The following is a 12,719-nucleotide window of genomic DNA, read 5'->3' as shown; positions in this document are numbered from 1 at the left end:
CGGTATGGAAATTGGTGTGCCCAAAGAAACTAAAGATCAAGAGTTTCGGGTTGGGTTGAGTCCTAGCAGCGTCAGGAGTTTGTCGGATCACGGCCATACGGTTTTTGTTGAAACAAAAGCAGGGCTGGGGGCAGGGTTCACCGATGCCGACTACATTCAAGCGGGTGCCAAAATTGTCACAACGGCTGAAGCGGCCTGGAATCGGGACATAGTGATTAAGGTGAAAGAACCGCTCGCGCCAGAATACGAGTTTCTGCAAAAGGGCAAGCTTTTATTCACCTATTTGCACTTGGCGGCAGATCGACCCTTGACCGAACATTTGATTGATTCTGGCATCACGGCCATTGCCTACGAAACGGTAGAACTGGAAAACCGCAGCTTGCCGCTCTTGACTCCGATGAGCATTATTGCCGGGCGGCTTTCGGTGCAGTTTGGGGCACGGTTTTTGGAACGGCAGCAGGGAGGGCGCGGCGTTTTGCTGGGCGGTGTACCAGGTGTGCGGCCAGGAAAGGTGGTGATTTTGGGCGGCGGCGTAGTTGGCACTGAGGCAGCAAAGATGGCTGTGGGTTTGGGGGCACAGGTGCAGATTTTAGACATTAATCTGGAGCGATTGGCTTACTTGGAAACCCTGTTCGGCTCACGGGTAGAGTTGCTCTACAGCAATGCCTCACAAATAGAAACCGTGGTGCCAGAAGCCGATTTGCTGATTGGAGCGGTGCTGGTTCCGGGACGGCGAGCGCCGATCTTAGTGTCGCGTCAGCTAGTAGAACAGATGCGTCCAGGTTCGGTGATTGTAGATGTGGCAGTGGATCAGGGTGGCTGCATCGAGACGCTGCATCCGACATCCCATACCCATCCCACGTATGTAGAAGCGGGCGTCGTTCATTATGGTGTGCCTAATATGCCCGGTTCTGTTCCCTGGACAGCGACCCAAGCGCTCAACAACAGCACCTTTCCTTACGTTTTGAAACTGGCCAACGAAGGAATTCAGGCATTAGAACGGGATTTGGCCTTAGCCAAAGGCGTAAATGTCCAGGATCACCGGTTGGTTCATCCGGCTGTCAAGGAGGTATTTGCGGACCTGGCTGCCTGAACTTCAGCTAAACTTCAACATGAAAAACTGTATCTTTAACTACATTTAGGCTGGATTGGCGGCAGGAGGTCGAAATCGCCGCGGCCGAATTGTGCTAACGCCTCGCACATCTGATCAAGGCTATGCCTATTGGGAGGCACCAGAGGAAGAGAAAGCGGTACTGCGTCAACAGGGAGGCGAACAGCTCAAGCTGCGAATTGCTGATGTTACCGGGCTGGATTTGGAGCAGCCATTGTCCCAGTTTCAAGAATATACCTGCACTGAAACAGAGCAGGATCGGTTTGTTGCCCTGCCCCAAGTCGATCGAGACTATCTGGCAGAGATTGGCTATGTTACGGCTGATGGACGTTGGCTGATGTTGGCCCGTTCTGCCCCTGTGCGGCTGTCGGCTGCTTTCGCGGAAGCGACTCCGCCTACACCAATTCCTTCAAATGCCTTGGCAGAAGCGACTCCGGCTATACCAGTTCCAGAAGCACCTCCAGCTGCATGGAATGTGGAACCCGACCTATCGTTGACTGCTGAGGAACGAACGAGTGAAGAACCAGCAGAAGATGAAGAACTAACTGCGAGTCAGCCCCTATTCATTGATGCTGATACAACTGCAACAGGTGCTGTAACTGGAGCAATTGCAGCTGGAACTGCCTCGCTGCTGCAAAACGTTGAGAATGTTGAGGGTGAAACGAGTCAAGTCTATGAGCCAGAAGGCTCTGCGCAAATTGATGTCGAAGCCACCAAATTTGATGTGGGGCAAGCTGATCTCTCAAGTGAAGTGTTGGCATCGGTGGATGAGTCCTTACCCGATTTGCCAGATGGTTATGGGGAGAGCTGGATTACGTTGCTGCCTCGCGATCCCCAATGGGCTTATGCATATTGGGATGTGCCTGATCACCATCGGCAAACTTTACGACAGCAGGGCGGTCAGCGGCTAGCCCTCCGCTTCTACGATGTGACGGATGTGGATTTGAGTTATCAAAATCCGCACAGTTTGCAGCAGTATGAGTGTGACGAGCTGGCGCGGGATTGGTATATTCCGGTTCCCATTAGCGATCGGGATTACATCGTTGAGATTGGCTACGTGACGGAAGATGGCCGTTGGCTGATGCTGGCGCGCTCTAATGCAATCCGGATCCCCCCAATTTATCCGGTGGATTGGTATGAAGAGCAGTTCATCACGGTTGATTGGAACGATGAGTTGCAGGGGCAAACGTTCTTACGAAGGCTTCCGTCACGCGCCTCGCCATTTCAACTTGCCCTTCGCGAAACTCATAGTTTTCATGAAAACGCGCGATAAGCCCGCCCGCAGCAAAAATATCCGACTCATTTGCCGTTTTCATTCTGACCATAAAAGTATTGACTAAATTGGCCGGAACTAAGAGAATACTCTGCTAAGTCAGCAGCAGGTTCTTTGTTCAATTTGGCCGTGCTTTCTTTGACCGCGGCCATCGGCAACTGATCAATTCTCCATAAGCCTGCACATTTAGTATTTTATCAGTCCTCCTAGATCCTAGTGGAGTCCTTATGAAATTCACCAGCAAGACAAATCCCCATCGAAATGACCGCAAATCGCTGATGGGAGCATTTTTGACCTTTTCTATCGTAACAGTTTTAACAATTTTACCCGCGATCTTGCCCCACGCTGAGGCACGTTCAAAATCGAACGCCAGCCATCCGAGCGGATCGGAGAAGGTACTCCCGAATTATGACATCCGAACGGACAAGGGCAAATGGACAGAACGGATGAGATTCAGAGAACAGGCCGGACTTACCGCAAGCGATATTGCCGACACACGAGAGGCCTTTGTTAAAGGGGAAAATGAGTTAAAAACTAAGATACCAGCTCTGGCAATCGAATATAGCGAGACGATGCAGTCTCCGGAGGTGTTTTCATCAAGGGTGGGAATGAGCGCGAGCTTTTTGACATCACCTTCCAAAATGCCGCGCTCCGAAGCTCTTAAGGTGTTTTTGAGGGAAAACGAGCAGCTTTTCGGGCTTTCGGGCTCGACCGTTGATTCGCTTTCGGTTACCGCCGACTATCGAAACCCAGAGAATGAACTTGGTTTTGTAACCCTCGAACAATCGATCAACCATATCCCGGTATTTCAGGGAATGCTGAACGCCGGATTTACCGGAAAAGGCGAGATCATCCGTATAGTCAGCAATCTTTTTACTAACTATTCTATTGAAACTGTTTCAAGGGAATTTGGAGATCCCGTGTCCCTCCTGACCACGGCTGCAAGATATGCCGGCCATGAATTGAGACCGGAAGAACAGCAAGAGCCAGTCAGTATTGACGGCTCAGACAAAAAATTGAGATTTGGCTCGGGCGACTGGGCGACCACTGCGGAAAAGGTCTATTTCCCTATCGAACCGGGTGTTGCTTGCTCTCCCTCAGCCATGCACTCAAACCAGAGGTACAGCTACTGCTGCGTCCGACCTGCTCCACCTGCTCCACTCAAACTGTCGATGATCCTGGCACTCTGCTGGCAGAAGTAAACCAGCTTAGTCAAGGCTTAGACAGTGATTTCTTCGGCGATATGTATTTCTTCCATCCCAGAAGCAGCAAACAATGGCGGCAGGCGTTTAAACAGTTTCTAAAGAATAATCCTGATCTTAAATTGGCATCTATACCGCTGAAAGATCAGAAAAACAATGAACTTCTCTGGAGAATTGTTAACAAATAGAACGACAAATTAAGTTATTGTCTTCTTTCAAAAAAGTAAAACTTTTAACTTCAAAAATTTACATAATTTTCCCGGCAATTCAATAAAAAGGCTTGCCTTGTACCTGACAGGAAAAGCTAAGAAAAACGAAAAGTTTCAAATTAGAAACGATCGCTAGAAGCTAGTAATCCTCAAGCTTTTACCGTTTATATCACGAATTAGCAATAAATCTAGAGAGCTATATTAGCCCATAGCGTGCTAATGCTCTCATGGAACAGTTGCAGAACTATATTTTGATATTAGATCAAGGCTCTGATGACCTTCAGTTGATTGAATCTTTGCTGGGTCATCTGCGTTGCCCATTGGTCGTTGCGAGTTCTCCGGAGCAGGCGATGGCGAGAGCCAGTCAGGCTCCTCCCTATCTGTTGATTCTGACGGGGAATCAAAACCAATGGTCCAAATCTTTGGTGCACCAGTTCCGCACCCTGGCGGATACCTCTGGCATTACGATTGTGGCGTTGACCGATGTACATGCACCGAGTTGGCTGCGGCAAGAAGATAATCCTGGCCTAGATGGTTTCTTGGTGAAGCCGTTGAATCGGGATATCCTCTCGTCTCTCATCCAGTCGGCCTGGGTGCGGCAAACCTATTGCTCCAGCCATTAACCATTCATCAACAATCATTGACCAATCATTGACCAGCTATTGACCAGCTATTGACCAGCCATTCATGCCGATTTTTCAGTAGGGTAGGATAGTCCCTGTCGGCGCTTTTGCCTTTAATCGATTCATGCAATTTGCTCCCCTCTATCCACTGATTCACAAATTACTCAAACCGGCGTTTCCCCAATGCCTCTGGGCCGGTGCTGCCGCCACGAAAACGATGATTGCTGTAGTTTTTAACGAGTGTCCATTATTTTTCCTGAACCTCAGCTCTCCTGCACCTCAGCCGATATGTCACCAGCCGATCAGATTATTGTGCCTTTAGATGTTCCTACGGAAGCTGCTGCCCTAGCTCTCCTCGACCAACTGCCTCAGGTGATGTTTTGGAAGGTGGGCCTAGAGCTATTTGTTGGCAGCGGAGCGAGAATTTTAGCGATCCTCAAAGAACGGCAAAAAAAAATCTTCCTCGACCTTAAGTTTCACGATATTCCCAACACCATGGCCGGAGCCTGCCGTTCTGCCGCTCAGTATGGTGTCGAACTACTCACGGTGCATGCTGCCGCGGGCCAAACGGCCCTACAGGCAGCCCAAGCTGCCGCGGTCGCAGGGGCAAGGGCTAGTAACGTAGAGCCGCCCAATCTGATTGCAATTACCGTATTGACCAGCCTAACGGCCCGCGCTTTAGGCTTGGAGCTGAAGATTCCCCTAGAGCTGAACGATTATGCCCTACAAATGGCTCTATTGGCTCAGGCCAGCGGTTTAGCAGGTGCTGTCTGCTCACCTCAAGAAGTGGCACAGCTTCGTAGGATCTGTGGCGAGGAGTTTTTGTTAGTCTGTCCGGGTGTGCGTCCCACTTGGGCTGAGAAAGGCGACCAACAGCGGGCCATGACCCCAGCCGCTGCTCTAAAAGCAGGAGCCAATTACCTGGTGATTGGTCGCCCTATCACGACAGCAGCTGACCCAGCGGCAGCATTCGAGCGCATCTCAGCAGAATTGCTGTGATTACAGTCATTCACCTAGGTGATCTATAGAGAAAGTACGGAGAGCGGTATCAAAAGATTTTCATAAGATCTAGAGATATCAACTATTACTTTTCCGTGCAGCGTCCTTATTTTGGGATTACTTTCGGAAATCACCAGTAGCATGTTGATTCTCTTGTATAGAGCTTTGTATAGAGCTTAAAAGGCGCTACTTGCCGTTTTAATTAACTGACTTAAATTAACTGACTTAATGCTGACTTTTTACTTCCCCGATTCCAGTTGCGGTCAAATTTATAGAGCCGTAATTCAGGGAAGCGTTTATCTATGGTTTAGTCGCCTCAAATACTCTTAGGTTAGGTGCACCGTTCAGCAAGCTCAGGCAGGGTTTAGGAAGAACTCACCTGGGTCTTGGCTTGGATTGAGTTACCATTCAGTTGCTCATCTGCGGCTCCCTACCAAATCCATCCAGTTCTTCTAGATGCAGCCTTACAAACAATTGCAGCAGCCTTACCCACGCCGTCCCAAACCTATTTACCAGTTCGTTTCGACCGCTTGATCCTGCACCGCAGACCGTTAGGTCACCTCTCTAGCCTCTGGAGTGAAGTGACGCTGCGATCTAACCAGAATTCGATTCACCCAGTTGCCGATCTGCGACTGCTCGATGCCAAGGGGCAGGTGATCGTGACAATCGCAGGATTAAGGCTGCATCCGGCGGATCGAGAACCGATTGAGTCGGCAAGCTGGCAGGAGTGGCTATATCAAATCGAGTGGCGTCCTCAGCCGCTGCATCAGGTTAATTTACCAGAGTTGAGCCAGGTAAGCCACCAATTCGCGGCCCTGTCTGATCGGTTGTCCGCTGTTCAGGCGCAGCACTTGAATTCCTATCAGCGGCATTTAACGGAGCTGGAGTCGTTGAGCCTGACCTATATCAGGCGAGCTTTTCTGCAACTGGGCTGGCGGTTTAGCAGCGGCGAACGCTTTACGGTGCAGCAGGTGATGCAGCAGCTTCAGATCACAGCCAATCCTAGATGGATCCGACGCTTGCTGAATATTTTAGTAGAGGCTGATGACCTCGATTGTCAGAATAATCATTATGGTGTGCTTCGATCACTTCAGGATGATAATTCTGCTGAAATGACTCAATCGGTTGCCTCACCTGAACTGGCTCTATTGCATCGCTGTGGTTCCGCTCTGGCTGACGTGTTGCAGGGTAAGTGTGACCCGATTCAGCTTTTATTTCCCGATGGGGATTTCAGCACCCTGAGCCAAATCTATCAAGATTCGCCTGGAGCACAGTTCACCAATCAGCTGCTGCAACAACTCGTGCAATTATTATTGCCCCAAGCCAAGGTACGAATTCTGGAAATTGGCGGCGGTACTGGCGGGACGACTGGCTATCTGCTGCCTGATCTCGATTCACAGATCGCTAGCTACACATTTACCGATATTTCACCTCTATTTGTCCAAACAGCACAGCAGAAATTTGCAGCCTATGATTTTGTTCAGTACCAAACATTGGACATCGAACGTTCACCGAGTGACCAAGGTTTTCGTTTGCATCAGTATGACCTAGTTGACACGAAGACACGAAGGCACGAAGATGTCGCATTCAGCCGATCCGTCCGAAGTAATCGTTGGCCACGCGCTGGAGGCCAGCCTTGAAGGTGGTTTGCCCAAAGTTCATCACGAACCCCAGTGGCAGGTTCATCAACCTGAGATAGGTCAACACCTGTTTGCCGTGTACCGGCGATATCCGTTCGGTCGATTTCAGCTCGATGATGAGCACTTCTTCGACCAGCAGATCGATCTTGAATGCGTTGTCTACGACAACGCCTTTATATCTGATCGGAACGGGCACCTGCCTTCGGCATCGAAACCCCGCATCCCTCAAGCTTTCAGTCAGCAGAACCTCGTACACCGTCTCGAGCATTCCCGGGCCGGTATCGCGGTGCAGATGATAACCGCGATCGACCACGGTCTTGGCAATCGCTTCAAGATCCAAAAGCGCGACCCCTTCGTGCCTTCGTGTCTTCGTGTGAGAAATTCATGCGGCGCAATTGCTTGCACATCATCCGGGCGAAATAAGTATGCCGTCACCGGAATGCACCCAGCGAGTCTACCAGCTAAACCATCCACTGATTTTCTTCTGAGCAATTTTTGATAGACTTCGGCTTATAAATGTATTCATTACTTCAGGGTCAGATAGTGACCTTTGAGCAGGAACAACAGTGTCCCAGCTATCAAAATCGGTTACATCGTTAGCCACTATAACGCCAACGCCATGGCGGCTAGCTAACTCTTCGATTCTTGAACTTTCTGGGTAACTGGTGAAGTCTTTTTCACCGGTATGATACAGCACATATGATCTAGTAGCAGCTTCGCGATGAGCAAGCGCCTCTAATACACCTTTAATAGTGACATCTGTCGATGCCTTCACTTCAAATGTGTGGAGTTCGAATACTCTTGCCGGGTAGTATTCAAATTTCCTCGATCCCACTACGCATAAATCTGGTCGACTCCAGCTTCCTCCAGTATCGCGTTTTCCTTGGTGAGCAATAATCTCACAGTGACATTCATCCAGTTGTTGTGACCGAGACCAATGTTTCATGAGCATTTTGTGAATGGGTTCGTACAGTTCTGACTCAGATGCTCGCTCTATTGGTGCAGCGACTTCTTCAATAAAATCGTCATCAGAAACTACTGTGAGTTCAGCTATTGTTTGAGCCGAAGCACCTTCATTGTCAGAAATACTTGCTCTGACTGATCCAGTTCGCCTTCAACCACTTTACCGACGCAACTCGAGCAAGACCCGGATTGACAGGAGAAAGGCAAGTCTAGCCCCTGTTCTTCAGCTGCTTCTAGAATGGTTGTGGTATCTTCAACTGGAAAGGTAACGTCAAGCGACCGCTTTTTGTTGATGAGATGAACTTGATAGGTTGCCATGATTGTGTTCTCCGCGTGGGCGTAGGGGTGGATGGGTGGATGGGTGAGGGGATGATGTTTACTGTCGGAAGCTTTGGTTAGGATTAACCGAACTCAAAACTTCTTACCCGCACGGTACTCCTGCTGGGGTACAGTCTCCGGCTTGGAAGGATTTGCCGCAGCCGCAGGTGTCGGTTGCATTGGGGTTAGTGAATTTGAAACCGCTTTCCATCAGCCCTTCTAGAAAGTCGATTACCACACCTTCCAGGAGAGGAGCACTTTGGGGATCGATATAAATTCGGACTTTACCCTGCTGATCGATTAGATCATCGGGACGGGGTGCATTGACGATATCAAGGATGTATTCATAGCCATTGCAGCCGCCATCTTTGACACCGACTCGGATCCCTTTTTCAGCCGATGGATCCACGTTGCCTTGCAAAAAGGCCCGCAGGCGGAATTCGGCTTTTTCGGTCAGAATTACGGGCATGGGGTTTCCTCCAGAAATGATAAATCAGCAAATGATGAACTGGGTTAAAGGGGAACATTGCGGCAATTGGAACGGGCAATGCATAATGCTGGACAATGGATCTGGGGCAGACAACGCTTTTGAGCGCAGATCGGAGTTGCGAGAATGGCGATTACAATCAGCAGCTTGATAGACCAGGGAGCATACAACAGACCGAGAAACAGGCTGACTAGCCCCACTAGCTTGATCAGCAAGCGCGTAATTTCATCCGCTGGCTGATTGACATAAACCGCACAGATTCCGATCGCCAGAGCTAAGAGTGGGAGCAGCATGGTTCCTCCTGGATGGTTGTGTTTGTTAACCATTGGTTTTTATGGCCACAAACTGGGCAGTTCGGATCGTGGTAAGGCCGCCGTTTGGCAAACTCAGCTTGGCTTAAGTTCATGGTGAGTAGTTGGGACAGCAATGGTGTACCCAATCCGGTGATCAGTTTGATGGCCTCTAGTGCCGTCAGACAGGTTCGGTGATTTTCGCCTGAACTTTCGAATTCTTTGCCTTTTCTTCTTCAGAAGTATTGCATTCTTCGGTGGTGCACTCTGGATAGACGTCCGAACGGAACAACAGCCATTTGCCATCAGGCGACCATACCGGACCGCTGGCACCGGTGGGATACTTCGTTACCTGACGTTTCCCCGAACCGTCCGCATTCATCACCCAGATCTGACCTCCCGTGTTATAGGCGATATATTTGCCATCCATGGACCAGCGGCCGCTGCTGTTAGATGTGTTGCCCTCGGTCAACTGTTTTATTTCCGATCCATCGACGGCAGAGCGGAAGATCTGTGTCAGAACACGATTTTCCGCTTTGTTTACAACACCGACGTTATAGATAACGTAGCGGCCGTCTGGCGAAAGCTGAGGGTCGCTGACGCGTTTCTGCGACAGCATATCGTCAAATGTGAACTGTGCGGCTGTAGGGAGTGCAGAGGCGATAACGATGAGAGAAACAAACCAAATTGCAAACCTTTTCATTCCTTTTTCCTTTGTTAACTATTCTGAAAGATGTGATAAGCGAAATATTACACGAAAGTTTGGCCATGTGCATTTTTCGGATAAGATGTTCGAATGAAAAGCTTTCTTTCGATCTTTTTTCTATTCGTCATTACTTCGACAGTTATTACACAGCAGCCAACCGCAACGCCGCGTCTTTATTCTTCAGAAACGCTTGAAAATATGAAACGAATTCAGGCGGCAGCTCTTGAATCGGATCAAGCTTATAGTTGGACGGCACACTTGACCAATAATATCGGGCCCCGGCTTTCCGGTTCGAAGCAGATCTTACAGGCGGAGAGATACGTCGCCGATGAAATGCGTAAACTCGGTTTCGAAGTAAAGATGCAACCGGTCAAAGTTCCACATTGGGAACGCGGAACAGAGACCGGTGAGCTAACGGAATTTCCGGGAATGGCAACTGGGACGACACAAAAGATCGTTTTGACGGCATTAGGTGGAAGCGTTGCGACGCCGGAAAACGGGCTAACAGCGGAGATCGTTGTGGTCTCGTCGATCGAAGAATTAAATCGGCTCGGTGCAGACGGCGTTCGAGGAAAGATCGTGCTTTTTAATTCGAAATTCGATCGGCTTTTGGCTGCGTCAGGGTTTGGTTTGCAAGCTTATGGGCAGGCGGTGCGGCAGGATAAACAGGACGGGATTCGACCCCTTGTGATCAGTCATGGTGCCAATTCGCCTCGAACTGACCGTAGTCGCTTTCATCTGGAATTTGACTGGGTAGGAACTGCTGACCCGACTCCCTATCTTTGTGTACCAACCGCGATCCAATGCTTAGGTGCAATGCTTCCCGGCGGCTGGCCTGCTTTGATCAGCCGGAATCGAGCCATGACGCTATCTGTGAGACAATTACTTTGCCAGCAATTACAAGTGGCGCTTCCTTGTCCAGACGCACTGATTGGTTCAATGGCTACCATCCCTCTGCCCGCAGGTCCGGCCACCGCAGCAAGCTGGCAGACCGCTTTATTCGAGCGGTTCAGGATTGAGATTCCGGTGATTCCCTGGCAGAACAAGCGGCTAATTCGAATCTCCGTTCAGCTCTATAACAGTCTGGCTAACTACGAATCTCTGGCTGAGGCTCTCAAAATTCTGCATGCAGAAGAGCAGCAACAGAGTTCGTAATCAGGTTTGTGAGTAGTTTGTAGGATAAAGATCTTGTCGTTGGAAATTCTCTGTCTATGGGGTGACATCTCGCCCCTTTGTCTGGCAGACTGGACTGGATCTATGGCTAACGCTGCAATGGTCCCACCAGAACTATTGAGATGCGCCAAATTAATAGGCCAAATTAATAGGCCAATTGATTAGGTTAGTACCTTGCTCACTTGAGCTTGATAGTCAAACTGCATAGCCGATGATTGGAGTAGGTACACTTGCTAATGCTGAAGTCGAGTATCACTTCCGATGATTGAAGCGAATGTTCAGGGTTTAGCTATCTGGATTCGACTCTGCCCAATCCCAGTAACAGAATTGTTGAGCCAAGGCTTTTGGTACAGCCCCCGATTCTGGCTTCAGCTATGGGGAGGAACTGTGGGGTGAAGACTGCTCCTACCTGGTTGCATATTCTGCTGGTGCTCTTCTGGATGCTTCTTGGCTTAAGCTTGCGCTTTGTCAATCTGACAGACAAGCCTCTGTGGACTGATGAGTTTTCAACAATTGCATTCAGCTTAGGCAATGGGTTTTCCGACATTCCGCTTGATCAGGTGATTACAACGGAAAACCTGTTGCAGCCTTTGAGACCCACTCCCGGCAATGGAGTGAAAGATGTGATCTCACATTTATTTCGTGAGAGCGGCGGCGGCGTGATTGCAGTCCGCTATAAGTTCTTAGAGGTGCCGATCTCAATTCGTGCTCAAGCCTTGATTGGAGAAACCACGGCCTTCGTGCCAACAGTTTCCTACGATGTGCCGCTGAACTGGCATACCGATGCCTATATCGGCATGGGTGCTGCATTTCAAGATAGCAACCAAAGCGCATCTCCTGTCGGGAACCAAACCAGCTTTGTGCTTCAGCCCGGCATCGATCACACCTTCCCGTATAGCAATGTCGTCCTGTTTGGTAACGCGATTATCGCTTTCGATGCTTACAAAAACAGCAACAGTACGGCAGCCTCGATCCAGGGCGGTGTAGGTGTACGCTTCTAACGCCGCTGTCTCCATTACTCTAGCGATAGCAGTCAAGCTAATTAAATAGGAGCTTCGTCTGCGGGCATGACTGTTTTATTGAGTTAGTTTATGAGTTGAAATGTAGATTCGAGTTTATCCGATCTCTCGAATGCTTGAGAATAAAGACTTACAGCGAATCTTACAACAATCTCAACCGTCAAGTTGGTGCTGAAGTTCACAGAAGTCCTATAATAGGGAGTCTGGCTGCAAGTTGCCTACAAGTAAGCCGATATGCCGCGGGGGCGTGGCGGAATGGTAGACGCTGCGGACTTAGAAAACTGAGCCTTGATGGAGAAATCTGTCAAGTGAATGCTCTCAAATTCAGGGAAACCTAACTCAGAGCAATCTGACATGGCAATCCTGAGCCAAGCCGGTTACAAGAGTTCTCAGTTTTGAGTGTCGAATGTCAAGTTATTGCTTAACTCAACATTCAAAACTTAAAACTCAAAACTCTTTTGTTCGGAAGGTGCAGAGGCCCGACGGGAGCTACCCTAACGTAAAGGCGAGGGTAAAGGGAGGGTCCAATCCTCAAGACCTCAGAGGGTTGCAGCGAAAGCTGTGAGAGGATGAAAATCCGTTGACTGTATAAGTCGTGAGGGTTCAAGTCCCTCCGCCCCCATTCAAAATTCAATAATAGAGAGTGATAGTAGAGGGAGCGCAACACGCTGCCTGCCGCGAGCAGGTCGTTTGTGTTGTATGCCCA

At 49.5% G+C, this 12,719-nt stretch carries 13 protein-coding genes and 1 pseudogene; 8 read left to right on the top strand and 6 right to left on the bottom strand.

Features of this window, described 5'->3' with window-relative positions; all coding sequences use genetic code 11:
• Positions 1 to 4: 4 nt before the first annotated feature.
• The 6 genes from ald (at position 5) to JVX88_RS34940 (ending at position 7,057) form a co-directional block, all read left to right on the top strand.
• Complete coding sequence (gene ald, locus JVX88_RS34965) at positions 5 to 1,093, top strand: alanine dehydrogenase (RefSeq protein WP_211623504.1); 1,089 nt, start codon at positions 5 to 7, stop codon at positions 1,091 to 1,093.
• Between the two features lie 91 nt (positions 1,094 to 1,184).
• Complete coding sequence (locus JVX88_RS43650) at positions 1,185 to 2,384, top strand: DUF4912 domain-containing protein (protein ID WP_211623502.1); 1,200 nt, start codon at positions 1,185 to 1,187, stop codon at positions 2,382 to 2,384.
• 227 nt (positions 2,385 to 2,611) lie between these two features.
• Entirely contained in the window at positions 2,612 to 3,586 is a 975-nt protein-coding gene (locus tag JVX88_RS34955; protein WP_211623500.1) for a hypothetical protein, read from the top strand.
• 436 nt (positions 3,587 to 4,022) lie between these two features.
• Positions 4,023 to 4,418: a two-component system response regulator gene (locus JVX88_RS34950; protein ID WP_211623498.1), complete on the top strand. Its 396-nt coding sequence runs from the start codon at positions 4,023 to 4,025 to the stop codon at positions 4,416 to 4,418.
• Positions 4,419 to 4,658: 240 nt separating this feature from the next.
• Positions 4,659 to 5,417 carry an orotidine-5'-phosphate decarboxylase gene (gene pyrF, locus JVX88_RS34945; protein WP_317134558.1) on the top strand — a complete coding sequence of 253 codons (759 nt, stop codon included), beginning with the start codon at positions 4,659 to 4,661 and terminating at the stop codon, positions 5,415 to 5,417.
• A 386-nt stretch (positions 5,418 to 5,803) separates the two neighbouring features.
• Entirely contained in the window at positions 5,804 to 7,057 is a 1,254-nt protein-coding gene (locus tag JVX88_RS34940) for a polyketide synthase dehydratase domain-containing protein (protein WP_211623496.1), read from the top strand.
• On the opposite strand, the gene JVX88_RS34935 is transcribed toward JVX88_RS34940, so the two are convergent.
• From JVX88_RS34935 to JVX88_RS34910, 6 genes and pseudogenes are all read right to left on the bottom strand, one after another.
• Positions 7,005 to 7,397, bottom strand: coding sequence for a GxxExxY protein (locus tag JVX88_RS34935; RefSeq protein ID WP_211623493.1), 393 nt, complete (start codon positions 7,395 to 7,397; stop codon positions 7,005 to 7,007). The genes JVX88_RS34940 and JVX88_RS34935 overlap by 53 nt on opposite strands.
• 114 nt (positions 7,398 to 7,511) lie before the next feature.
• Complete coding sequence (locus tag JVX88_RS34930; RefSeq protein WP_211623491.1) at positions 7,512 to 7,832, bottom strand: hypothetical protein; 321 nt, start codon at positions 7,830 to 7,832, stop codon at positions 7,512 to 7,514.
• A gap of 305 nt (positions 7,833 to 8,137) precedes the next feature.
• Positions 8,138 to 8,338: pseudogene (locus JVX88_RS34925) on the bottom strand (2Fe-2S iron-sulfur cluster-binding protein); the annotation flags it as partial.
• Positions 8,339 to 8,441: 103 nt separating this feature from the next.
• Positions 8,442 to 8,807, bottom strand: coding sequence for an iron-sulfur cluster assembly accessory protein (locus JVX88_RS34920; RefSeq protein WP_211623487.1), 366 nt, complete (start codon positions 8,805 to 8,807; stop codon positions 8,442 to 8,444).
• Between the two features lie 44 nt (positions 8,808 to 8,851).
• Complete coding sequence (locus tag JVX88_RS34915; RefSeq protein WP_211623485.1) at positions 8,852 to 9,118, bottom strand: hypothetical protein; 267 nt, start codon at positions 9,116 to 9,118, stop codon at positions 8,852 to 8,854.
• A 178-nt stretch (positions 9,119 to 9,296) separates the two neighbouring features.
• On the bottom strand, positions 9,297 to 9,818 hold the full coding sequence (locus JVX88_RS34910) for a TolB family protein (protein WP_211623477.1): 522 nt from the start codon (positions 9,816 to 9,818) through the stop codon (positions 9,297 to 9,299).
• Positions 9,819 to 9,911: 93 nt separating this feature from the next.
• Here JVX88_RS34910 and JVX88_RS34905 point away from each other — a divergent pair, with 93 nt between their 5' ends.
• Together JVX88_RS34905 and JVX88_RS34900 are read left to right on the top strand one after the other, a co-directional pair.
• Entirely contained in the window at positions 9,912 to 10,976 is a 1,065-nt protein-coding gene (locus tag JVX88_RS34905) for a hypothetical protein (RefSeq protein WP_211623474.1), read from the top strand.
• Positions 10,977 to 11,386: 410 nt separating this feature from the next.
• Positions 11,387 to 11,995: a hypothetical protein gene (locus tag JVX88_RS34900; RefSeq protein ID WP_211623472.1), complete on the top strand. Its 609-nt coding sequence runs from the start codon at positions 11,387 to 11,389 to the stop codon at positions 11,993 to 11,995.
• The last annotated feature ends 724 nt before the right edge of the window (positions 11,996 to 12,719 follow it).

The organism is Leptolyngbya sp. 7M (assembly GCF_018128485.1).
This window is presented reverse-complemented; position numbering and strand designations above follow the sequence as displayed.

Excerpts from the sequence above, each read along its gene's own strand:
- JVX88_RS34950 (WP_211623498.1), top strand. The coding sequence starts at position 4,023 with ATGGAACAGTTGCAGAACTATATTTTGATATTAGATCAAGGCTCTGAT.
- JVX88_RS34955 (WP_211623500.1), top strand. The coding sequence starts at position 2,612 with ATGAAATTCACCAGCAAGACAAATCCCCATCGAAATGACCGCAAATCG.
- JVX88_RS34910 (WP_211623477.1), bottom strand. The coding sequence starts at position 9,818 with ATGAAAAGGTTTGCAATTTGGTTTGTTTCTCTCATCGTTATCGCCTCT.
- ald (WP_211623504.1), top strand. The coding sequence starts at position 5 with ATGGAAATTGGTGTGCCCAAAGAAACTAAAGATCAAGAGTTTCGGGTT.
- JVX88_RS34905 (WP_211623474.1), top strand. The coding sequence starts at position 9,912 with ATGAAAAGCTTTCTTTCGATCTTTTTTCTATTCGTCATTACTTCGACA.
- JVX88_RS34915 (WP_211623485.1), bottom strand. The coding sequence starts at position 9,118 with ATGCTGCTCCCACTCTTAGCTCTGGCGATCGGAATCTGTGCGGTTTAT.
- JVX88_RS34920 (WP_211623487.1), bottom strand. The coding sequence starts at position 8,807 with ATGCCCGTAATTCTGACCGAAAAAGCCGAATTCCGCCTGCGGGCCTTT.